The organism is Ramlibacter sp. MMS24-I3-19, from assembly GCF_050320135.1.
Lineage (GTDB): Bacteria > Pseudomonadota > Gammaproteobacteria > Burkholderiales > Burkholderiaceae_C > Ramlibacter.
Map to the genome: position 1 here is coordinate 957,618 of NZ_CP190017.1, position 21,965 is coordinate 979,582.

Consider the following 21,965-nt stretch of genomic DNA (forward strand, 5'->3'; position numbering starts at 1 on the left):
GTCAAGCGATGAACGATCCTTGCGGCATGCTGCGCGACGTGGGACGCTCAACCCGGAATCTTCTCGAGGCAGTAGCCGAGCCCGCGCACGGTGGCGATCCGGATCGGTCCCTTCTCGATCTTCTTGCGCAGCCGGTGGATATACACCTCGATGGCGTTGTTGCTCACCTCCTCGCCCCATTCGCACAGGCGTTCCACCAGCTGGTCCTTGCTGACCAGGCGGCCGGCACGCTGCAACAGCACCTCCAGCAGGCCCAGTTCGCGAGCGGAGAGTTCGACCATCCGGCCGTCGATCGTCGCCACGCGCCCGGCCTGGTCGTAGACCAGCGGGCCGTGCTTGATGGTGCTGGTGGTGCCGCCCATGCCGCGCCGCGTGAGTGCCCGCACGCGGGCTTCCAGTTCCTGCAGCGAGAACGGCTTGGCCATGTAGTCGTCGGCGCCGTGGTCGAGGCCCTTGACGCGTTCGTCGACGCTGTCGGCGGCGGTGAGGATCAGCACCGGCATGCTGGAGCCGCGGCTGCGCAGCTTGCGCAGCACCTCGAGGCCATGCAGCCGGGGCAGGCCCAGGTCCAGGATCAGGAGGTCGAACTCGTTGTTCGTCAGCAGCGCAGCGTCGGCCTCGGTCCCGCTGCTCACGTGGTCGACGGCGGCACCCGAAGCGCGCAGGCTGCGCAGAAGGCCGTCGGCGAGCACCTGGTCGTCTTCGGCGATGAGGATTCGCATGCCTGTCTCCTGTTTTCGAGCGCGCCCGCGGCTGCACCTGCTTAAATTTTAGGCTTGGGTGCCTGCCGCCCCTTGCGCGTGCTCAAGCCGCAGGCCCGGCGTACGCCTCCAGGCCCAGAGCGACCACGGTTGCAACGTCCTTGCCGACCTCGGCGCGGAACTCGTCCTCCGCCTGCTGCACGGCATCGCGGAATGCTCGCAGCCAGGCCAGGCCGGTGTCGGTGAACGTGACCAGGCGCGCGCGCGCATCCAGTGGGTCCGGCTTGCGCACGACCAGCCCCCAGGCCTCGCACTGCGTGACGAGGTCGCCCATCGCCTGCTTGGTCATCCCCGCCCGCTGCGCCAGGTCGGTGAGGCGCGAGCCGTCGAGCGCGAGATGCCGGGTGACGTGCACATGCGCGGCGCCAACCTGCGCGCGGGCCGCTAGGTTCGACAGCGCCAGGGGCACGTCGACGTTGTGCGCCATCAGCGACAGCACGCGTTCGTCGAACCGCCGGGACGCGTGGCCCAGAAGGCGCCCGAGGTGGGTCTGGCGCCAAGCCTCATCCGGTTGCGGGAGCATTCCCGGATGGTAAGGCAAACTGACCAAAAACCACGTTTACGCGCCCGCATCTGTCGCGTTAGAGTACTGGCCATGCATCCAGCCTGTGAATCGAGACAGGGGATGCGGCAGCAACCAACCTATTGATTCACAAGGAGATTTCCATGGATGCGCAAGTCAAGGGCAGCAAGATCGCGGCGGCGGACAGCGAGAAGTCCAAGGCCCTCCAGGCCGCTCTCGCCCAGATCGAGAAGCAGTTCGGCAAGGGCACCATCATGCGGCTCGGCGAGGGCGAGAAGATCGAGGACATCCAGGTCGTCTCCACCGGCTCGCTGGGCCTGGACATCGCCCTGGGTGTCGGCGGCCTGCCCCGCGGCCGGGTGGTCGAGATCTATGGCCCCGAGTCCTCGGGCAAGACCACGCTCACGCTGCAGGTCATCGCCGAGATGCAGCGCCTGGCGGGAACCTGCGCCTTCGTCGACGCCGAGCATGCGCTGGACACGCAGTACGCGCAGAAGCTGGGCGTCAACCTGCAGGACCTGCTGATCAGCCAGCCCGACACCGGCGAGCAGGCGCTCGAGATCGTCGACTCGCTGGTGCGTTCCGGCGCCGTCGACCTAATCGTGGTCGACTCGGTCGCGGCGCTGGTGCCCAAGGCGGAAATCGAAGGCGAGATGGGCGACTCGCTGCCCGGCCTGCAGGCGCGCCTGATGTCGCAGGCCCTGCGCAAGCTCACCGCCACGATCAAGAAGACCAACTGCATGGTCATCTTCATCAACCAGATCCGCATGAAGATCGGCGTGATGTTCGGCAGCCCCGAGACCACCACCGGCGGCAATGCGCTGAAGTTCTACGCCTCGGTCCGCCTCGACATCCGCCGCACCGGCACGATCAAGAAGGGCGAGGAAGCGATCGGCAACGAGACCAAGGTCAAGGTCGTGAAGAACAAGGTCTCGCCCCCCTTCAAGACGGCGGAGTTCGACATCCTGTTCGGCGAGGGCATCTCGCGCGAGGGCGAGGTCATCGACATGGGCGTCACCGCGCGCATCCTCGAGAAGTCGGGCGCCTGGTATGCGTACAACGGCGAGAAGATCGGCCAGGGCCGCGACAACGCGCGCGAGTTCCTGCGCGAGAACCCGGAGCTGGCGCGCGAGATCGAGAACAAGATCCGCGACTCGCTGGGCATCGCGCTGCTGCCGGTCGAAGCCGGCGAGGACGAATAAGCATTTCATCGCGGGATGCCGCAGGTTCAGCTGTCACTCAAGGGAAGGGCCTTGCGCCTGCTCGGCGGACGGGAGCATTCCCGCGCCGAGCTGGAGCGCAAGCTGGGCAAGTACGAAGAGGAGCCGGAGCAACTCGCGCGCGTGCTCGACGACCTGCAAGCCAAGGGCTTCATCAGCGAGCAGCGCGTGGTCGACTCCGTGCTGCACCGGCGCGCGCAGCGCCTGGGCGCCGGCCGCATCCGCCAGGAACTGCAGGCCAAGGGCATCGATGGCGAACTGGTCACCCAGGCGCTGCAGCAACTGCGCGGAACCGAGCTCGCCCGGGCGCGCGAGGTGTGGAAGCGCAAATTCGAGGCGCCGCCGCACGATGCTGCCGAACGCGGCCGGCAGTCACGGTTCCTGGCGGCGCGGGGCTTCGGCGGTGAGGTGATCCAGCGGGTGCTGGGTGGGGCGGGTGAGGACGACTGAGCGCGTTGCGCGCGGCCTCACAGTCCGAGCATCAGCTTCAGGTTCTGCACCGCCGCGCCGCTGGCGCCCTTGCCCAGGTTGTCCAGCCGGGCGATCAGCACCGCGTGCGCGTAGTCCATGTTGCGGTAGACCCGCAGTTCCATCCGGTTGGTGTCGTTCAGCGCGGTGGGTTCCAGCTTGCCGTCCTCGGTCGGCTCCTCCACGGTCACCCACTGGCTGCCACGATAGTGGCGCGCCAGCACGTCGTGCAGGTCCTGCGGACTCGGCTTGCCCGGCAGCGTGTCCAGGTGCAGCGGCAATTGCACCAGCATGCCCTGGCGGAAGTCGCCCACCGACGGCACGAAGATCGGACGCCGGGTCATCCCCGTGTACTTCATGATCTCCGGCAGGTGCTTGTGCTTGAGGCCTAGCGCGTACAGCTCGTAGGCCGGGGCGGTCCCGGCCTCGTATGCTTCGATCATGGTGCGACCACCGCCAGAATAGCCGCTCACGGATGGCAGCGTCACGGGGTAGTCCGGCGGCAGGATGCCTGCATCCACCAGCGGCCGCAGCAATGCAATCGCGCCCGTGGCATAGCAGCCTGGATTGCTGACGCGATCGGCCCTGCGGATCGCGTCGGCCTGCCCTTCGACCAGTTCAGGAAATCCGAACACCCAGCCTTCGGCCACACGATGCGCCGTGGATGCGTCGATGATGCGCGGGGCACGGCCCCGCTCACGCCGGATCTCGTCGACCATCGCCGCTGATTCGCGGGCGGCCTCGTCGTGCAGGCAGAAGATCACCAGGTCGACGCCCGCCATCAACTCGCGCTTCGCGGCCGGATCCTTGCGGCGTTCGGGCGCGATGCTGACCAGCTCGACCTGCGGCATGGTCTGCAGCCGTTCGCGAATTTGCAGGCCGGTCGTGCCGGCCTCGCCATCGATGAAGACCTTGGGCATGGCGCTCCTGTGGAAACAACGGCCGCGCTGGGTGCATGCAGCCGGTTTTGTGCGATGCACCATGATACAGTTCGCGGCTGCATCTCGCAGGCTCCGCCACCGCCGCGCTTCCGCCTGCACTCCCCACGTACCTCCGAGAGAGTTCCCATGAAGATTCACGAGTACCAAGGCAAGGAGATCTTGCGCAGCTTCGGCGTGCCGGTGCCGCGCGGCATCCCGGCGTTCACCGTGCAGGAAGCGGTCGAGGCCGCGCAGAAGCTGGGCGGCCCCGTGTGGGTGGTCAAGGCGCAGATCCACGCCGGTGGCCGCGGCAAGGGCGGCGGCGTGAAGGTGGCCAAGTCGATCGATGACGTGAAGAAGCTCGCCGGCCAGATCCTGGGCATGCAGCTGAAGACCCACCAGACCGTACCGAAGGCCAGAAGGTGCGGCGCCTGTACATCGAGGACGGCGCGGACATCCAGAAGGAGTACTACCTGTCGGTGGTGACCGACCGCGCCACGCAGAAGGTGGCGTTCATTGCCTCCAGCGAGGGCGGCATGGACATCGAGGAAGTGGCGCACAGCCATCCGGACAAGATCGTCAAGGTGTTTGTCGACCCGCTCACCGGCCTGACCGATGCGCAGGGCCAGGAACTGGCCAAGGGCGTCGGGATGCCCGCGGACTCGCAGGCGCAGTTCGTGGACGTGTGCCGCAAGCTGTACAAGTGCTACATGGACACCGATGCGTCGCTGGTGGAGATCAATCCGCTCAATCGCGACAGCAAGGGCAACGTCATCGCGCTGGACGCCAAGTTCAACTTCGACTCCAACGCGCTGTTCCGCCATCCGGACATCGTGGCGCTGCGCGACCTCGATGAAGAGGACCCGGCCGAGATCGAGGCATCGAAGTTCGACCTGGCCTACATCTCGCTGGACGGCAACATCGGCTGCCTGGTGAACGGCGCGGGCCTGGCGATGGCCACCATGGACACCATCAAGCTGTTCGGCGCCGAGCCGGCCAACTTCCTGGACGTGGGTGGCGGCGCCACCCCGGAGAAGGTGACCGAGGCGTTCAAGATCATGCTGAAGAACCCCAAGGTCAAGGCGATCCTGGTGAACATCTTCGGCGGCATCATGCGCTGCGACACCATTGCCACGGGCGTGATCACGGCGTGCAAGGCGGTGAACCTGAAGGTGCCGCTGGTGGTGCGCATGAAGGGCACCAACGAGGAGTTGGGCAAGAAGATGCTGGCCGACTCGGGCCTGCCGATCATCAGCGCGGACACGATGGCCGAAGCGGCCCAGAAGGTCGTGGCCGCCGTCAAGAAGGCCTGAAGCCGGGGAATCACTGACATGTCGATCTACATCAACAAGGACACCCGGGTCATCACCCAGGGCATCACGGGCAAGACCGGCCAGTTCCACACCGAGAAGTGCCAGGAGTACGCCAACGGCAAGAACTGCTTCGTGGCCGGCGTGAACCCGAAGAAGGCGGGCGAGTCGATCTTCAACATCCCGATCTACGCTTCGGTGAAGGAAGCGGCCAAGCAGACCGGTGCGACTGTCTCCGTGATCTACGTGCCGCCAGCCGGTGCCGCGGCCGCGATCTGGGAAGCGGTGGAGGCCGACCTGGACCTGGCCATCTGCATCACCGAAGGCATCCCGGTGCGCGACATGCTGGAAGTGCGCAACAGGATGAAGCAGAAGGAAGCCAAGGGCGGCAAGAAGACGCTGCTGCTGGGGCCCAACTGCCCGGGCCTGATCACGCCCGACGAAATCAAGATCGGCATCATGCCGGGCCACATCCACCGCAAGGGCCGCATCGGCGTGGTCTCGCGCTCGGGCACGCTCACGTATGAAGCGGTGGCGCAGCTCACCGAGATCGGCCTGGGGCAGTCCACGGCCGTGGGCATCGGCGGCGACCCGATCAACGGCCTGAAGCACATCGACGTGATGAAGGCCTTCAACGACGATCCGGACACCGACGCCGTGATCATGATCGGGGAGATCGGCGGCCCGGACGAAGCCGATGCGGCGCGCTGGTGCAAGGCCAACATGAAGAAGCCGGTGGTGGGCTTCATCGCCGGCGTGACGGCGCCTCCCGGCAAGCGCATGGGCCATGCCGGCGCGCTGATCTCCGGCGGCGCCGACACCGCCGATGCCAAGCTGGCGGTGATGGAGGAGTGCGGCTTCAAGGTCACGCGCAATCCGTCCGAGATGGGCAAGCTGCTCAAGTCGCTGGTCTGATCGCGGCGCACCAAAGCGCCAGCCAAAGAGGCCGACGGTCTGTCCGTCGGCCTTTTCGTTTCAGAAGCGCCCCACTCATGTTGCGGTGGACCTGCAACAAAACGTACTGCCGCCGCGTCAAACTTCCTTGTTCGTGCAGGGACCGTCTGGTAACGTCGCGCTCGGAGTCCTGCACCCTCACGGTGTCGCGGGGTGGGGTTGTCCTCGAGGACAGCGCGGGCGGCCTACGGGCGAGGGGCGAAGTGAGTAGATCTTCATCGTCGAAGCGGCGTCAGTCCTGGCGCGCAGACTGGTTCGTCGCCTCCAGCGACGATGCTGCGAGCACCCAAGGGAGCATTGCAGCCACCAGCTATGATCCGGCCGCGAAGGCGGTGCGAGCCGGCGGCCCATTCGTCAGGACTGCGGACTCTGGCCACCCCGTCGGGTCGGCCCACCCCGAGGGCGGGGGAGGACAGTCAGGCTCCGAGGCATGAGACGCGGCCAGCCATGAATTACGAGTTCTGCATCCGCACCGATCCGGGTCTGGCCCGCGAAAACAACGAAGACTCGGTGACCTTCGACGAGCCGACACGTCTGGCCATCCTGGCCGACGGCATGGGCGGCTACAACGCCGGCGAGATCGCCAGCGGGATGGCAACCACCTTCATCCGCTCCGAGCTCGGGCGCTGGCTGTCGCAGGCCGGTCGCCAGGCCAATGCACGCGAGGTCCGCCGCGCGATGGAAATCTGCGTCGACAACGCCAATCGCTCGATCTTCAATGCGGCCAATTCGAATCCGCAGTACTCGGGCATGGGCACGACGCTGGTCGTCGGTGTGTTCCAGGACGGCCGTCTGCTGCTCGGCCACATCGGCGACTCCCGGTGCTACCGCCTGCGTGGCGGCGAGTTCGCCCAGATCACCAAGGATCACTCGCTGCTTCAGGAACAGATGGATGCCGGCCTGATCACGCCCGAGCAGGCGGCCGTGTCCACCAACAAGAACCTCGTCACCCGCGCGCTCGGCGTGGAAGACGCCGTACTGCTGGAGGTGAACGAGCACCGGGTCGAACCCGGCGACATCTATCTCATGTGCTCGGACGGGCTCTCGGACATGGTCGAAGACGCGGGCATCGCCCGCATCCTGCTGGCCGACGGATCACTGGAAGACAAGGTGGATCGGCTGGTCGACGCAGCCAATGGCAATGGAGGGCGGGACAACATCTCGGTGCTGCTGGCCCAGGCGGACGCAGAAGCGAAAAAAAGGGCCTCATTTCCCGTTTGCTGGGAAAATGAAGGGCCATCTTTCGGTTGTGAGAAGAGAAATCAATAGGAGCGGGCCATGCCGAAAATGATCGTGTCGATCGACGGGGTCGTCATCAAGGAAGTGCAGTTGACGAAGGACCGCACGACACTGGGCCGCCGTCCCTACAACGACATCGTGATCGACAACCTCGCCGTGAGCGGCGAGCACGCAGTTCTGCAGATGACGGGCAACGAGGTCCACCTCGAGGACTTGAACAGCACCAACGGGACGTACATCAACGGCAAGGCGGTCAAGAAGCAGCTGTTGCAGAACAACGACACCGTCGAGATCGGCAAGTACAAGATCAAGTTCATGAACGAGGCGCCCGGCGCCAACTACGAGAAGACCTTGATCATGAAGGCGGGCTCGATCCCGCCGGTGAGCCCGGCGTCGGCCGCCCCGGCTCACCTGTCCGCCAGCGGCGGTGCATCCGGCGACCTCAGTGGCGTCAACGGTGCGATCAAGGTCCTGTCGGGTGCCGCGGCCGGCCGCGAGGTTCCGCTGGTGAAGGTGGTCACCACGATCGGCAAGCCTGGCGTCGCGGTGGCCGCCATCACCAAGCGCCCGCATGGTTTCGTGGTCGCGCACGTCGAGGGCTCGAACAAGCCCACGCTCAATGGCGCCGCCATCGGCCCCGAGCCGGTCAACCTGAAAAATGGTGACCTGCTCGAACTCGCCGGCACCCAGATGCAGTTCGTGCAGGGCTGACGGGCTTCCCGTCCCCGCAATGCAGGTCTGAAGAGATTCGGGCGGCATGGCCTTGCTCGCGAAACACTGGATTCGCATTGCGGTCACCATGCTGCCGGTGACAGTGGCTCTGCTGCATGCCGGCGACATCGTGCGCATCGGGCCGCTGGAGCGCCTGGACAACCTGCTGTACGACGCGCGACTGCGCGCGACGATGCCTCGGACACTGGACTCCCGCATCGTCATCGTCGACATCGACGAAAAGAGCCTGGCCGACATCGGGCGCTGGCCGTGGAGCCGCAACCTGCTGGCCGAACTCGCCGATGAACTGTTCGACCGGCAAAAGGCCGCCCTCCTTGGTTTCGACGTCGTGTTTGCCGAGCGGGACGAGAGTTCCGGCCTCAAGCGACTGCGGCAACTGGCGCAAGGCGAGCTGAAGGACCAGCCGGCATTCGCCCGGAAGCTCCAGAAGCTGCAGGCCAGCCTGGACTACGACGCCCTCTTCGCCCGTGCGCTGGACAAGCGCCCCGTGGTCTTGGGTTACTACTTCACGAGCGACGACCGCGAGGGGCGGACCGCGGGACTGCTGCCAGCGCCCGTGATGGACAGGGACAAGCTGCAGGGGCGGCCGATCCGGTCCTACAGCTGGAATGGGTACGGCGCCAACATCGACCAGCTGTCCAGGGCGGCACCGTTCTCCGGATTCATCAACCCCATTTCGGACCAGGATGGTGTGGTCCGCGCGATCCCCCTGCTGGCCGACTACAAGGACCGCTACTACGAACCGCTGGCCCTTGCCATGTTCCGCCTCCTCGCCGGGTCGCCGACAGTCGAGCCGGGGTTCCCCCGGGAGAGTTGGATTGGCCGCGGCTACGAGGGACTGGAAAGCGTCCAGCTCAAGGTGGGACAGAGGCGGCTTGCATTGCCCGTCGACCATCGACTCGCGGCGTTGATTCCCTACCGCGGCTACGGCGGCCCGAAGGGCGGCTCTTTCCGATACGTCTCGGCATCGGACATCGTCAGAAAGCGGCTCGCTCCCGGAAGCCTGGAGGACAAGATCGTGCTGGTGGGCACGACAGCGCCGGGTCTGCAGGATCTGCACGTCACGCCGGTCGGCGACGCTTACCCAGGCGTCGAGGCGCATGCCAACCTGATCGCCGGCATGCTGGATAGCAACCTGCCGGTGCGCCCCGACTATGCGGTGGGCGTCGACGTGGCGTTGCTGCTGGTGGTGGGGCTCGTGCTCGTCTTCGTGTTGCCCGTCGCCTCGGCCGGCAGCGCCGTGGCCACGAGCGTCCTGGTCATGGGCGCACTCGTGGGCCTGAACTTCTGGCTGTACATCGGGCTGGGGCTGGTGATGCCGCTGGCCGCCGGTGTCGCGATGACGCTCACCGCCTTCGCGCTGAACATGAGCTATGGCTACTTCATCGAGAGCCGTTCAAAGCGCGAGCTGGCCAATCTGTTCGGCACCTATGTGCCGCCGGAGCTGGTGGACGAAATGGTGAAGGACCCCGATGCCTACACCATGAAGGCCAGCAACAAGGAGTTGACGGTGATGTTCTGCGACATGCGCGGCTTCACCAAACTGTCCGAGCGGATGGAGCCGGTGCAGTTGCAGGAACTGCTGAACGCGGTGTTCAACCGTCTTACGGACGTCATCCGCGCCAACCGCGGCACCATCGACAAATACATGGGCGACTGCGTCATGGCTTTCTGGGGCGCGCCCGTCGAGACAGCGCACCACGCACAGCTGGCAGTCAAGACCTCGCTGGAGATGGCCCAGGCGGTGCACGCGATCAACCAGGAGCACCGTGCCAAGGCGCTTCCAGAGATCGGCGTCGGCATCGGCCTGAACACCGGGACGATGTGCGTCGGCGACATGGGTTCCGACGTGCGCCGCAGCTACACCGTCATCGGAGATTCGGTGAACCTGGGCTCCCGGCTCGAGGGACTGTCCAAGGTCTACGGCGTGGAGATCGTGGTCAGCGAGAGAACCAAGGGGGCTGCGTTGCAATCCGCCTGGCAGGAACTCGATCGCGTGCGCGTCAAGGGCAAGGAGCAGGCGGTCGGCATCTTCACTCCGCTTTGGCCGGCCGACCAACTGCCCACTGCGCTGCAGGACGAGCTGCGCGTCTGGGGCACGTTCCTGGAGGCGTATCGCGCGCAGGACTGGGACGAATGCGACGTCCTGCTCCGGAATTTGCGGCGGATGAACGCCAAGAAATACCTTTACGAGCTGTATTCCGAGCGTGTAGCCTCGATGAGGCTGCTGCCCTTCGATCCCTCGTGGGACGGCGCCACCACCTTCGAAACCAAGTGAGCCAGGCGCGCCCCATCCTCGCAACCATCGGCCGGACCGCATTGCCGCCAGCGGTCAACTGCGCCTGCCGCACACGGAGCTGAGATGAAGGTGCGCGTGCTTGGATGCTCGGGCGCGATCGCCAGGGATTGCCGCACCACGTCGTTCCTGGTCGATGGCGACTTGCTGGTCGACGCAGGCACCGGCGTTGGCGATCTCACGTTGCCCGAGATGACCGGCATCAGCGACGTACTGCTGACGCACTCGCATCTGGACCACGTGGCGGCGCTGCCCCTGATGATCGACGCCATCGCGTCGCAGCTCACCCGGCCCGTGTGCATCCATGCGCTCGCGGGCACGATCGCGGCGCTGAAGGCACATGTCTTCAACAACGTGATCTGGCCGGACTTCAGTCGCATCCCGAGCCCCGACCAGCCCTTCATCGCCTTCCATGAAGTCCATGTGGGCCAGCGCCTCGAGATTGGCGGGAAGTTGATCGAGGTCCTGCCAGCGGTGCACACCGTCCCGGCGGTCGGCTATGCCGTGTCGCGACCCGGCGGCCGAGCCTGGGTGTTCACGGGTGACACGGAGCGCAACCCGGCGTTCTGGGAGCGCGTGAACGCCATGGACGTCGCCGCGCTGGTGATCGAGACGGCGTTCAGCAACCGTGAGAAGGACCTCGCGCGGCGCAGCCTGCACCTGTCGCCCAGCGCCCTCGCCGAGGAGCTCGATTGCATCGAGCGCAGCACCTCGTTCCCGATCTACATCACCCATACCAAGCCGGTCCAGACCGAGTTGATCATGGCCGAGATCCAGCGCTTCGACCAGACGCTGCCATTCGGCCCCGACGTGTCGCACGACATCCGGTGGCTGCGCGCAGGCCAGGAGTTCGAGCTGTGAGTCGCGACGGCCCGGCGCCGTCGACAAGGAGCATCCAATGAGCGCCGTCCTTCGCAAGAGCAGGGATTCCCAAGCCTTCTACGACTCGCAGCAGTTGCCGCCCGACCAGCGAGGCGTCTCGTTCGAGGCCCTGTTCTTCCGCCAGCTGCAGCTGGTCACCACTCGCATCCACGAGACGGAGAACATCGACCAGATCATGCTGGAGGCGAGCCAGGACATCTGCAAGCTGCTCAACGCGGACCGGCTGACGCTCTATGCGGTGAGCGAGGATCACACCGCCATCGTCTCCAAGGTCAAGACCGGGCTGAACACGTCGCGCGATCTCAAGCTGCCGATCAGCGCGCAGAGCATCGCCGGCTACGTGGCGTTCAGCAAGGAGATGGTCAACATCGCGGACGTCTATGACGACGACGCCCTCAAGCGCATCCACCCGACGCTGAGCTTCCTGAAGGAAGTCGACAAGCGCTCCGGGTATCGCACCAAGCAGATGATGGTGCTTCCGATTCTCGACGGCGACGCCCTCCATGGCGTGCTGCAGGTGATCAACAGCAAGAGCGACCAGCCGTTCGGCGAGCTGGAGATCGAAGGCGCCAGCCAGCTGTGCAAGACGCTCGCCACGGCCATTCGCCAGCGCGTGCAGAAGGAGCAGGACAACCAGCGGCGCCGCGCGACCAAGTACGACGGACTCGTGACCGACGGCGTGCTCTCCGGGATCGAACTGCAGCAGTGCATCGTCAAGGCCCGCGAACAGGCCAGATCGGTCGAACAGCTGCTGATCTCCGACTTCCAGATTCGCCCTTCGCAGATCGGGCCGTCTCTCGCCAGGTTCTTCGCCGTGCCGTACGAAGGCTTCAATGCCGGGCGCATCCGTTCCGAGCAGTTGCAGGGGCCGCTCAAGCGCGAGTTCGTGCTCGAACAGGGGTGGCTTCCGCTGGAGGTCTCGCCCGAGGGGCTGGTGGTCATGTGCATGGACCCGGAGGCGGTACGCGGATCGCGCATCGTGCCGCAGGTGTTCCCGCGCATGTCCAAGTTCGCGTATCGCGTCACCACGCAGGCCGAATTCGAGGAGACGGTCTCACAGCTTTACGGGGCCACGGACACCGGTCAGTCCATCGACGAACTGCTGGCCGACCTGAACGCTCCGCTCGACGACGAGTCGGCGGACGACGGCAGCCTCGAGTCCGCCGCCGCGGACAACGAGCTGGTGAAGTTCGTCAACAAGGTCATCGTCGATGCCTACGCGCAGCGCTGCTCCGACATCCACATCGAACCGCTGCCGGGCAAGCAGAAGACCGGCATCCGGTTTCGCATCGATGGCACGCTGGTGCCGTACATCGAGGTGCCGGCGCACTTCCGGCAGGCGCTGGTCACGCGCCTGAAGATCATGTGCGACCTCGACATCTCCGAGCGCCGCAAGCCGCAGGACGGCAAGATCAAGTTCAAGAAGTACGGCCCGCTGGACATCGAGCTGCGCGTGGCCACCATTCCATCCGCCGGTGGCGTCGAGGATGTCGTGATGCGGATCCTGGCCGCGGGCGAGCCGATCCCGCTGGAGAAGCTGGGCCTCACGGCCCACAACAAGGAGCGGCTGGAGAGCACCATCAGCAAGCCGTACGGCCTGTTCTATGTCTGTGGCCCCACGGGTTCGGGCAAGACGACGACGCTGCATTCCATCCTCAAGCACCTGAACACGCCCGATACCAAGATCTGGACGGCGGAGGATCCGGTCGAGATCACGCAAAAGGGCCTGCGCCAGGTCCAGGTGAACAAGAAGGCCGGCATCGACTTCGCGCTCGTCATGCGGGCGTTCCTGCGCGCCGACCCGGACATCATCATGGTCGGCGAATCGCGCGACAAGGAAACGGTCTCGATGGGTGTCGAGGCCTCGCTGACGGGACACCTGGTGTTCTCGACGCTGCACACCAACTCCGCCCCGGAGTCCATCACCCGGCTGCTGGACATGGGGATGGATCCGTTCAACTTCGCGGACGCCCTGCTCGGCATCCTGGCGCAGCGCCTGGCCAAGCGGCTGTGCGGCTGCAGGGAAGCGTACGTGCCGTCGAACGAGGAGTTGCGCAGCTTCATCAGCGAGTACTCGCAGGACCTGCGCAATACCGAGCCCTGGAAAGCGGATCCCGGCGGCGAGGCGCAGAAGCTCTATGAGAGCTGGGTCGACACGTACGGCCAGGACGGCCATCTGCACTTCCATCGCGCCGTGGGCTGCGACAAGTGCAACAAGACCGGCTACAAGGGCCGCGTCGGCCTGCACGAACTCCTGATCGGCGACGACGACGCCAAGAAGTTGATCCAGGAGCGCGCCCGGGTGGCGGAGCTGTTCACCGTCGCCGTCGCCAACGGCATGCGCACGCTGAAGATGGATGGCATGGAAAAGATCCTGATGGGACTGACCGACCTGAAGCAGGTGCGGTCGGTGTGTATCAAGTAGCCATTCCGGGCCGTAACTCGTCAGTTCGGAACAAAGATGAGCTACAAAAATGTCAGGGCCGGAGATCTGGCGCCAGTCGCGCCTTGGAAACGGCCGCTTGTCCAGCGGTTTGCGGGCTTGGAGGCTGGCACAGCAGTTGCAGAACCAAGGTGCTTCTCAACCAGGAGGTCCCAATGAAGCGTCAACTGCAAAAGGGTTTCACCCTCATCGAACTGATGATCGTCGTGGCGATCATCGGCATTCTGGCCGCCGTCGCCCTGCCGGCATACCAGGACTACACGGTCCGCGCCAAGATGTCTGAAGTGATCCTGGCCGGCTCGTCGGCCCGCACGGCGGTCGCTGAGGCCTACAGCCAGCTGAACACCATGCAAAAGTCGGCCGCCTCCATGGGCGTGCAGGACCAGAACTCCAAGTACGTTGCCAGCGTGACCTACTCGGGAACCAGCGCTACGGTCGGCGATATCGTCGTGACGACCGTTTCCACGTCCGCGCTGCCCACGCCTGTCCAGGGCAAGACCATCATCCTGCGCGGTACCGCGAACACGACGACCGGCCAGGTGATCTGGTCGTGCGGCGGCGGCACCGTCGAAGCCAAGTATCGTCCCAGCTCCTGCAAGGATTTCTGATCCTCTGAGCTGACCGGAAGCCCCTTGGTGTGCCAAGGGGCTTTTTGCTTGCTGGGCTCTTCTGTGCGAAACCGATTCATCGCTGCAGTGGCTGCGCTCTTGCTGGGCGCGGTCGTCCTCGCCGTCTATTGGCCTGGATTGCACGGCGGGTTCTTCTTCGATGACGGGCCCAGCATTCTCAAGGCCGAGGGTGTTCGCCTCGACACCCTGTCGATCGCGTCGGTCCAGCAGGCCTGGACCAGCGGAGGTGCGGGTCCGTCCGGCCGGCCGGTCGCCCAACTGAGCTTCGCGCTCAACCACTATCTCGCTGGCGGCTTCGATCCGTTCGCCTTCAAGGCCACCAACCTGGCCATCCACTTCGCGTGCGGCGTGCTGGTGTTCTGCCTGGCCCTGCGGCTGCTCGCCTCGGCCCGGCCCGCCACGGAACCGCGCCACCGCCAAGTCGCGGCCGCCGCCGTAGCCGCACTGTGGCTGCTGCATCCGATCCAACTTCTTCCGGTGCTGCACGTCGTCCAACGGATGACGAGCCTGTCTGCGCTGTTCCTGCTGGCTGCCCTGTTGCTTCACCTGCGTGGAAGGGAGCAAGGCGGACGCTCCGGCATCGCGATGCTCGCGCTAGCATGGATCGTCTTCTGGCCCTTGTCCTTCCTCAGCAAGGAAGCCGGCGCGCTCTTTCCCCTGTTCGCGCTCGCGTGGGAATTGACGGTGCGCAGGAGTGCGCGCGGCAGCCTGGATCGCTTTGCGCGTACTTTCGCAACGGTCGCGGCACTGGCTCTCCTGGGCACCGTCGCCTACGCCATCTCGCCGCGTGCACAGTGGTTGTGGTCCGGCTACGACTTTCGCCCGTTCACGCTTGTCCAGCGCTTGTTCACCGAAGCCCGGGTGTTGTGGTTCTACCTCGGCCTGATCATTGCGCCACGGCTGGAGGCCCTGGGCCTCTACCACGACGACATTGCCATCTCGACCAGTGCCGTCGCGCCTTGGTCGACGCTGCCTTCGCTGCTGGGACTCGTCGTGCTTGCCGGGCTGGTGTGGTGCCTGCGCAGGCGCGCTCCGCTCGTTGCCTTCGGAACCGCCTGGTTCCTGATCGGGCATGCCCTGGAGTCGACGGTTCTGCCACTCGAACTCGCCCATGAGCACCGGAACTACCTGCCGATCTTCGGCGTCCTGATCGTCGCGGGCTGGGCGTTGACCTTCGCCCTGGAAGGCAAGGGAGAGCGCAAGACGATCGGCGTCGCGCTGGTCGGCACTGCGCTGGCCTACTTCCCTTTCGTCACCGGCCTGCGTGCGCACCAGTTCGGCGAAGACGTCCGGCGTACGCAGATCGAATCCCAGCAGCATCGCAAATCCGCGCGGGCGCAGCACGAAGCCGCAGTGGTGCTGAGCACCTTGCCGGAATCGACTGCAGCGAGTTCGCCGACGTACTCTTTCGCTCGGTCTCATTACGAGCTGGCTGGTGAACTGGATCCAGATTTCAAGTGGGGCTTGCTCGGCCTGATCGACCTGAACTGCAACGCGAAGATCCCGGTGGCGGAAGCGGAGGTCCGGGAGCTCGGGCGCCGTTTGCAGCAAACGCACTTCGCCCCCGGCGATCGCAGCGTGCTGTACGCCGTGAAGGACATGGAGATCGCCGGCGGCCTGTGCCTGGACAGGCCGCAAGTCGATGGCTTGTTCGCGTCCGCGCTTGCCAACCCGGGTGTTTCGCCCGGGGTGCGGTCGATGTTGTACTCCTGGCATGCTGACTATCTCTGGCTGCACGAGCGCGACCTACGCGCAGCCCGGCATCGCCCTCCAGCAATCGCTGGCGTTGAACCCCTCCAATCCCAGCAATCGGCTCAAATGGGCGCAGCTGGTGCTGCTATCCGGGGAGCGTCAACAGGCGTCGACTTTGCTGTTCGAACTTCGAAATGAGCGCCTCGCGGCATCGGAGCGCGAGACGCTCAATGACCTGCTGGCCCCGCTTCAAATGGGTGGACATTGACACGCCCGACTTTTATGTCCCAGCCAATCAAGACTTCCGTTGTGATGCCTGCGCGGAACGAGGCCGCAAATCTGCGCGAGCTGTTGCCGCGCCTTGTCGCCCTCATGCCAGATGCGGAAATCATTGTTGTCGACGACGGGTCGACCGATGACACCGCTGCGGTATGCGCCGAGTCGCGCGTGAGGTGCTTGCGTCACCATTACTCCAAGGGCAACGGAGCCGCGATCAAAGCTGGGGCCCGCGCAGCACGCGGCGATGTGATCGTTTTCATGGATGCCGACGGTCAACACAAGCCCGAAGACATCCCCAGCCTTCTCGAGAAATTCAATGAAGGCTACGACATGGTCGTGGGCGCCAGGCAATCGGGTTCGCAGGCGGGATTCCATCGCGCGGCGGCCAACGACGTCTTCAGCCGCTTTGCCAGCTGGATGGTGATGCAGCCGATCGGCGATCTCACATCCGGATTCAGGGTGGTTCGTGCCTCCAGGTTTCGCCAGTTCCTGTACTTGCTGCCGAACGGCTTTTCCTACCCGACGACGATCACGATGAGCTTCTTTCGCGCTGGCTACAGCGTGGCTTACGTCCCGATCCACTCGCCGCGCAGAAGTAACGGCAGCAGCCATATCCATCCGCTGCGCGATGGGCTGCGCTTCCTGCTCATCATCATCAAGATCGGCACCCTGTTCTCGCCCCAGAGGCTCTTTCTCCCGATCAGCGCAAGCTTCTTCCTGACGGGCGTGGCCTACTACCTGTACACGTACATCACGTCCGGGCGCTTCACCAACATGAGCGCGCTGCTTTTCATCTCGGCCATCTTCACCTTCCTGATCGGCATCGTGTCAGAGCAGGTTTCCGCGCTCCACTACAAGAACATCGACACGATCGACCACCAGGGCGAGTAGCACCTCCGGCTTCCACGACCCTTCCAGGTAGAACGGCCTTGAACGTCCTGATGAGCAGCACGTCGTACCCGCGGGGTCCACAGGACTGGCGGGGTCGATTCATCGCGAACCTGGTGACTGGGCTGGGGCAGCGAGACGACGTCACGCTCTCGCTGTGGGCGCCCCCAGGAGAGTTGCCCGCGGGTGTGGCCGCTGCCTCGACGCCTTCCGACGCGTTATGGCTGGACCGCATGTCAGAAGAAGGCGGCATCGCTCACCTGCTGCGCACCCGCAAGGTCATGGCCGCAGGCAAGATCCTGGCGCTGGTCCTGCGGCTGGGTCGCGCGTATCGGACGCAGCGGGCGGATGTAGCTCACGTCAACTGGCTTCAAAACGCCCTGCCGCTCTGGGGAACCCGGACACCTGCGTTGATCACCGTCCTCGGCACCGACTTCGGCCTGCTGCGACTGCCTGGCATGAAGATGCTGTTGCGCGCCATCCTGCGGCAACGCCCCGCCATCCTGGCGCCGAATGCCGAGTGGATGCGCCCCGCCCTGGAGCAGCGTTCGGCGATCTGGCTGAAGTCCGTCCGATCGCCTTCGGGGTCGACGATCCCTGGTTCGACATCGTGCGCCAGCCTTGCATGGAGCCCGCGCGGCACTGGCTGGCGGTCACTCGCCTGACCAGGAACAAGATCGGGGATCTGTTTGCCTGGGGCGATGGCCTGTTCGGTCCAGAGCGGCAGTTGCACCTGTTTGGGCCCATGCAAGAGGAGCTCCAACTGCCACCATGGGTGCACTATCACGGGCCGACCCACCCGGCTGATCTCCGCGAGCGATGGTTCCCAACGGCCTGTGGCCTGATCACGCTGAGCCGCCATGACGAGGGACGCCCGCAAGTCATGCTGGAAGCGATGGCGGCGGGGTTGCCGGTGCTGGCTTCTGATCTACCGGCCCATCGCGACATCGTGCAGCATCGCTTGACAGGCTGGCTTGCAGCGAGCCGCGACGAGCTTCGCGAGGGGCTCGAGTGGCTTGACGACCCCGTGCGCAACCAGGACGTGGGACGGGCCGCTCGCGAGCAGATCAAGACCTCGATCGGCACCTGGGACCATTGCGCGGGCCGCTATGCCGCCGCGTACCGAAGTCTCGTGGAGCAGAGAGCGTGAGCCGGGACGGCGTTCTGTTGCTCGGTGGTGCCGGCTTCATCGGCAGCGCCCTCGCCAGCCGGCTGGCGAGGGACGACGTCCCGGTGCACGTCGTTGGCCGGCACGAGGTTGACCGGCTGGTGACGGTATTGCCCCTTTGCCACACGGTGATCCACCTGGCATCGGCCACCACGCCAGGATCCTCTGCCACGCGGCCGAACCTCGAACTGGACAACCTCGCGTTGACCTTGCGCCTGTTGGAGTCGCTGAAGGAATTTCCGGACATCCACCTGATCTACTTCTCATCCGGTGGCACCGTGTACGGCAACCCCGATCGCCTGCCGGTGACGGAAGACAGCCCGATCGCGCCACTCTCCAACCATGGCGCAGGCAAGGCAGCGCAGGAGGCCTTCTGCCGGGCCCTTCGCGACCAGGGGCATGCCGTCACCATCCTGCGCCCCTCGAACGCCTATGGGCCGGGCCAGGCCCTCCGGCATGGCTTCGGCCTGGTTCGGGCGATGCTCGAACACGCGCGTCACGGCACGACCTTGGAGATCTGGGGCGACGGTGAAAACGTCCGCGATTTCATCTACATCGATGACATCGTCGAGGCGACCACGCGCCTGATCGGGCAACCGAAAGACTCGGAAACCTACAACCTGGGCGCCGCGACCGGCTACAGCATCAACGAGGTCCGGCGCCTCGTCGAGACCGCATCGGGCATGCAGGTGCGAACGACGCCCCGGCCGGCAAGGAAGATCGATGTTCGCGGTGTGGTGCTCGACACTTCGCGCATCAGGGCGCGACTGGACTGGCAGCCCGCCGTCGACCTGCCCGAGGGCTTGGAGCGAACCTGGAAATGGCTGCACCGGACATGAAGCCGACCCGGCCGCTGGTGTCAGTGTGCGTCGCCAATTACAACGGCATGGCGATCATCGATGCCTGCCTGCAGTCGATCCTCTCCCAAGAGGGCGGACTCCCGGTGGAGATCCTGGTCCATGACGATTGCTCCACCGATGGTTCGGCAGCGCACATTCGCGCAAACTACCCTGGCGTGCGGCTGATGGAGAGCTCCGCAAACGTGGGTTTCTGCATCGCCAACAACCGGATGGCCGCCGAGGCAGCGGGCGACTACCTGCTGCTTCTCAACAACGACGCGGAGCTGTTTCCGGACGCGCTGCAAAGCCTGCTGTCCGTCGCCGAGCGGCTCCGCCGGCCCGCCATCCTGAGCCTTCCGCAATACGACGCCGCCACTGGCGAGCTCCTGGACACGGGCAGCCTGCTCGATCCGTTCCTCAACCCCGTGCCGAACCTCGATCCACAGCGCGAAGAGGTCGGCATGGTCATGGGGGCTTGCCTGTGGATCCCGCGCGCGCTGTGGACGGGCCTGGGCGGATTTCCCGAGTGGTTCGGCAGCATCGGGGAAGACCTGAATCTGTGCTGCCACGCGCGCCTGCTCGGGCACCCGGTCATCGCGGTGCATCGCAGCGGCTATAGGCACCGGGTCGGGTACAGCTTCGGGGGCGGCAAGGTGCAACGAGGTCGGCTGGTGACGTCCATCAGGCGAAGGGCACTCTCGGAGCGCAACAAATCCTATGTGATGGTCTTGACCTACCCCACGGCCTACCTCGCGCTTCTCTTTCCGATTCACCTCGCCGCGCTCCTGCTGGAAGGGCTCGTGCTGACCTTGGTCAAGCGCGACGTTCTCGTGTGGAACGAGATCTACCTGGACCTGCCTCAGGATGCTCTGGAAGGAACGCCACTCCCTGCGCCAACGGCGCCGGGAAGTCCAGCGCATGCGAAGCGGCCGGGCCCGGGACTTCTTCGCGGTGTTCGACTGGATGCCCTACAAGCTGCGCATGCTGTGGAAACACGGCATTCCGGCGTTCCGGTAGCACGCCAGCACACGCGCGATCTCAGAAGGCGCGCACCTTCTCCAGCAGCTGATCCTGGCTGCGCGCGATCAGATCGACGTACCGCTCGTTCCCGATCCCCCACAAGGTCGAATGATCGTCCTCCGAGTGGCCGGCAATGAAAGGAAGGGCAGTCACCACTCGAAGGTTCTTCCTGCTTTCCAGGTACCGGTCGATGGTGTTGGTCCTGGGATCCTCGTTCGACTCGTCCCATGCAATCAGAAGATCGTAGGCAGACCGGTTATAGATATTCAGGACCATGCCGGTCATCCTGTCGATGTGGGCGAACGTCGTCCCTTCGAAGACGTCGACCCGACTGACGGTGACGTCCGGATGAACGCTGGAGATGAGGCCGACGAAGATATCCCATTCGCCGTTCAGCGAGTCCAGATAGCGTTCCACAACCGAAAGTGCGGACATGCCGTCCGGGGCGAGGACCACATCGTCCTCGCAGATCAAGAGCCGCGGCAGGCCTGCGTCCTTGGCCCGCTGCAGCAGATATTTGTAGCTCATGGCGCAACCGATCCAGCCTTGGGCGTTGCGTAGCCCGTCGAAGATCTCGTAGCCCGGCAGTCCCTGCGATAGAAAGGAAGCCCGGCGCGCCGCCGTCTCCGGAAGGCTCAGGCAAATCTTCCCAGTGCTGAATCGAGGCGGCAGGGCGGCACCATTCGCGAACGCCTGCAGCTCGGTCAATCCGAACGCCAAGAGGAAGCGATTCAGGTAGAAGGACGACGCCGTGCCGGACAGGCCGACCTCCTGGCTGGGTGTGTCCTCCTGGTCCACAGGATGAGACTCGCTTGCATCCAGAATGCCCTGGATGGCTTCGATCATCGCCGCCGTGTCTCCGACGTCAACGAATCGGACCCGAGATTCGAGTTCGGCATACTCCCCGCGATCGGAGCTGGTCTCGGACACCACCGGAAGACCCAGAGAGAGGCATTCGCAGATCCGGGTCGTCTCGAGCAGCGCGTTCTCGTAGTAGTGGATGTTGACCACGACGCGTGCGGCCATCATCTTCTCGTAGAGCTTCTGACCGAACAGGTTGCTGACGACCATGACGTCAAACCGCTCGCGCAGCCGTCCAAGGATCATGCGACGACGCTCGTTGTTCACGTCTCCGTAGAACAGCACGTCGCACGTCTTGGGTGTGGCGCGATCGAGGTGGATGCCTGCCGCCGCCAGGAACTCCAGGTAGCCCGGCACGGGGGCGATCGGGAGATAGAAGATGTTGCCGTACGGGATCCCTGCTCGCGTCAGGAATTCGATGTTCGTCCTGGAGTAATCCAGAACCGCGAGTGCGGCGCGCAGACGACCCAGGTAGCTCTCGGTGAACCAGCGAGGACTGATGGACTGCTCCATCTGGAACGCAATCATGTTCGCCGGCAGCTTGGAGAACATCTGCGCGCAGATGACGATGTAGACGTCGCTTCCATAGCCCATCGGCGGAGCGGCCGTGATCAGGGATGTCCGGAAGCCTGCCCGCGCCAATCCATGGCTCAACATGTGCGCCACGAACAGCGTGTGTGGCGTTGCGAGAATCACGATTTCCTTCTGGACAGCCAGTCTCGCCAAGACTTTCTTGCGGATCCAGGAGCGCGACTTGAGCTCGCCTGACCTTGAGTGTCTGGCGGATCTCTGCTGCGAGACCGGAAGCACCTGCAGTCTTCAGCAGCATCCAGGACAGCCG

The 21,965-nt window shown here is 64.9% G+C and carries 18 protein-coding genes and 2 pseudogenes; 16 read left to right on the forward strand and 4 right to left on the reverse strand.

Translation table 11 applies throughout. The features are described from left to right. Positions 1-47: 47 nt before the first annotated feature. Together ACPWT1_RS04645 and ACPWT1_RS04650 are read right to left on the reverse strand one after the other, a co-directional pair. On the reverse strand, positions 48-722 hold the full coding sequence (locus ACPWT1_RS04645) for a response regulator (RefSeq protein ID WP_427914239.1): 675 nt from the start codon (positions 720-722) through the stop codon (positions 48-50). Between the two features lie 82 nt (positions 723-804). Next, the gene (locus tag ACPWT1_RS04650) at positions 805-1,284 is read right to left on the reverse strand and encodes a MarR family winged helix-turn-helix transcriptional regulator (protein WP_427914240.1); all 480 of its coding nucleotides are present in this window, start codon (positions 1,282-1,284) and stop codon (positions 805-807) included. 143 nt (positions 1,285-1,427) lie between these two features. On the opposite strand from ACPWT1_RS04650, the gene recA reads away from it, so the two are divergent. Both recA and recX read left to right on the forward strand, forming a co-directional pair. Continuing rightward, positions 1,428-2,486, forward strand: coding sequence for a recombinase RecA (gene recA / locus ACPWT1_RS04655; protein WP_427914241.1), 1,059 nt, complete (start codon positions 1,428-1,430; stop codon positions 2,484-2,486). A gap of 15 nt (positions 2,487-2,501) precedes the next feature. Next, complete coding sequence (gene recX / locus ACPWT1_RS04660; protein WP_427914242.1) at positions 2,502-2,954, forward strand: recombination regulator RecX; 453 nt, start codon at positions 2,502-2,504, stop codon at positions 2,952-2,954. Positions 2,955-2,971: 17 nt separating this feature from the next. Here the strand turns inward: recX and argC are convergent, their stop codons facing one another. After that, positions 2,972-3,892: an N-acetyl-gamma-glutamyl-phosphate reductase gene (gene argC, locus ACPWT1_RS04665; RefSeq protein ID WP_427914243.1), complete on the reverse strand. Its 921-nt coding sequence runs from the start codon at positions 3,890-3,892 to the stop codon at positions 2,972-2,974. 147 nt (positions 3,893-4,039) lie between these two features. Here argC and sucC point away from each other — a divergent pair. The 14 genes and pseudogenes from sucC (at position 4,040) to ACPWT1_RS04735 (ending at position 20,400) form a co-directional block, all read left to right on the forward strand. Further along, positions 4,040-5,205 (forward strand): annotated as a pseudogene (gene sucC / locus ACPWT1_RS04670) (ADP-forming succinate--CoA ligase subunit beta). An 18-nt stretch (positions 5,206-5,223) separates the two neighbouring features. After that, positions 5,224-6,117: a succinate--CoA ligase subunit alpha gene (gene sucD, locus ACPWT1_RS04675; RefSeq protein WP_427914244.1), complete on the forward strand. Its 894-nt coding sequence runs from the start codon at positions 5,224-5,226 to the stop codon at positions 6,115-6,117. Positions 6,118-6,603: 486 nt separating this feature from the next. After that, positions 6,604-7,388, forward strand: a pseudogene (locus ACPWT1_RS04680) (Stp1/IreP family PP2C-type Ser/Thr phosphatase). 46 nt (positions 7,389-7,434) lie between these two features. After that, complete coding sequence (locus tag ACPWT1_RS04685) at positions 7,435-8,106, forward strand: FHA domain-containing protein (protein WP_427914245.1); 672 nt, start codon at positions 7,435-7,437, stop codon at positions 8,104-8,106. 46 nt (positions 8,107-8,152) lie between these two features. Then, entirely contained in the window at positions 8,153-10,405 is a 2,253-nt protein-coding gene (locus tag ACPWT1_RS04690; protein WP_427914246.1) for a CHASE2 domain-containing protein, read from the forward strand. A gap of 84 nt (positions 10,406-10,489) precedes the next feature. Beyond that, entirely contained in the window at positions 10,490-11,284 is a 795-nt protein-coding gene (locus ACPWT1_RS04695; RefSeq protein WP_427914247.1) for an MBL fold metallo-hydrolase, read from the forward strand. A 37-nt stretch (positions 11,285-11,321) separates the two neighbouring features. Beyond that, positions 11,322-13,730 (forward strand): GspE/PulE family protein, encoded by a 2,409-nt coding sequence (locus ACPWT1_RS04700; RefSeq protein ID WP_427914248.1) that lies wholly within the window; start codon positions 11,322-11,324, stop codon positions 13,728-13,730. Between the two features lie 173 nt (positions 13,731-13,903). Continuing rightward, positions 13,904-14,356 carry a pilin gene (locus tag ACPWT1_RS04705; RefSeq protein ID WP_427914249.1) on the forward strand — a complete coding sequence of 151 codons (453 nt, stop codon included), beginning with the start codon at positions 13,904-13,906 and terminating at the stop codon, positions 14,354-14,356. Positions 14,357-14,443: 87 nt separating this feature from the next. Beyond that, positions 14,444-16,267: a tetratricopeptide repeat protein gene (locus tag ACPWT1_RS04710; RefSeq protein ID WP_427914250.1), complete on the forward strand. Its 1,824-nt coding sequence runs from the start codon at positions 14,444-14,446 to the stop codon at positions 16,265-16,267. 114 nt (positions 16,268-16,381) lie between these two features. Then, positions 16,382-17,239, forward strand: a complete 858-nt coding sequence (locus ACPWT1_RS04715; RefSeq protein ID WP_427914251.1) for a glycosyltransferase family 2 protein — start codon at positions 16,382-16,384, stop codon at positions 17,237-17,239. A 38-nt stretch (positions 17,240-17,277) separates the two neighbouring features. Further along, the gene (locus ACPWT1_RS04720; protein ID WP_427914252.1) at positions 17,278-17,901 is read left to right on the forward strand and encodes a hypothetical protein; all 624 of its coding nucleotides are present in this window, start codon (positions 17,278-17,280) and stop codon (positions 17,899-17,901) included. Positions 17,902-17,981: 80 nt separating this feature from the next. Further along, the gene (locus tag ACPWT1_RS04725) at positions 17,982-18,386 is read left to right on the forward strand and encodes a glycosyltransferase (RefSeq protein ID WP_427915508.1); all 405 of its coding nucleotides are present in this window, start codon (positions 17,982-17,984) and stop codon (positions 18,384-18,386) included. Then, positions 18,383-19,243, forward strand: a complete 861-nt coding sequence (locus ACPWT1_RS04730) for an NAD-dependent epimerase/dehydratase family protein (protein WP_427914253.1) — start codon at positions 18,383-18,385, stop codon at positions 19,241-19,243. The genes ACPWT1_RS04725 and ACPWT1_RS04730 overlap by 4 nt, the downstream gene beginning before the upstream one ends. Further along, on the forward strand, positions 19,225-20,400 hold the full coding sequence (locus tag ACPWT1_RS04735) for a glycosyltransferase family 2 protein (RefSeq protein ID WP_427914254.1): 1,176 nt from the start codon (positions 19,225-19,227) through the stop codon (positions 20,398-20,400). The genes ACPWT1_RS04730 and ACPWT1_RS04735 overlap by 19 nt, the downstream gene beginning before the upstream one ends. On the opposite strand, the gene ACPWT1_RS04740 is transcribed toward ACPWT1_RS04735, so the two are convergent. Continuing rightward, complete coding sequence (locus ACPWT1_RS04740; RefSeq protein ID WP_427914255.1) at positions 20,282-21,820, reverse strand: hypothetical protein; 1,539 nt, start codon at positions 21,818-21,820, stop codon at positions 20,282-20,284. The genes ACPWT1_RS04735 and ACPWT1_RS04740 overlap by 119 nt on opposite strands. Positions 21,821-21,965 lie beyond the last annotated feature (145 nt).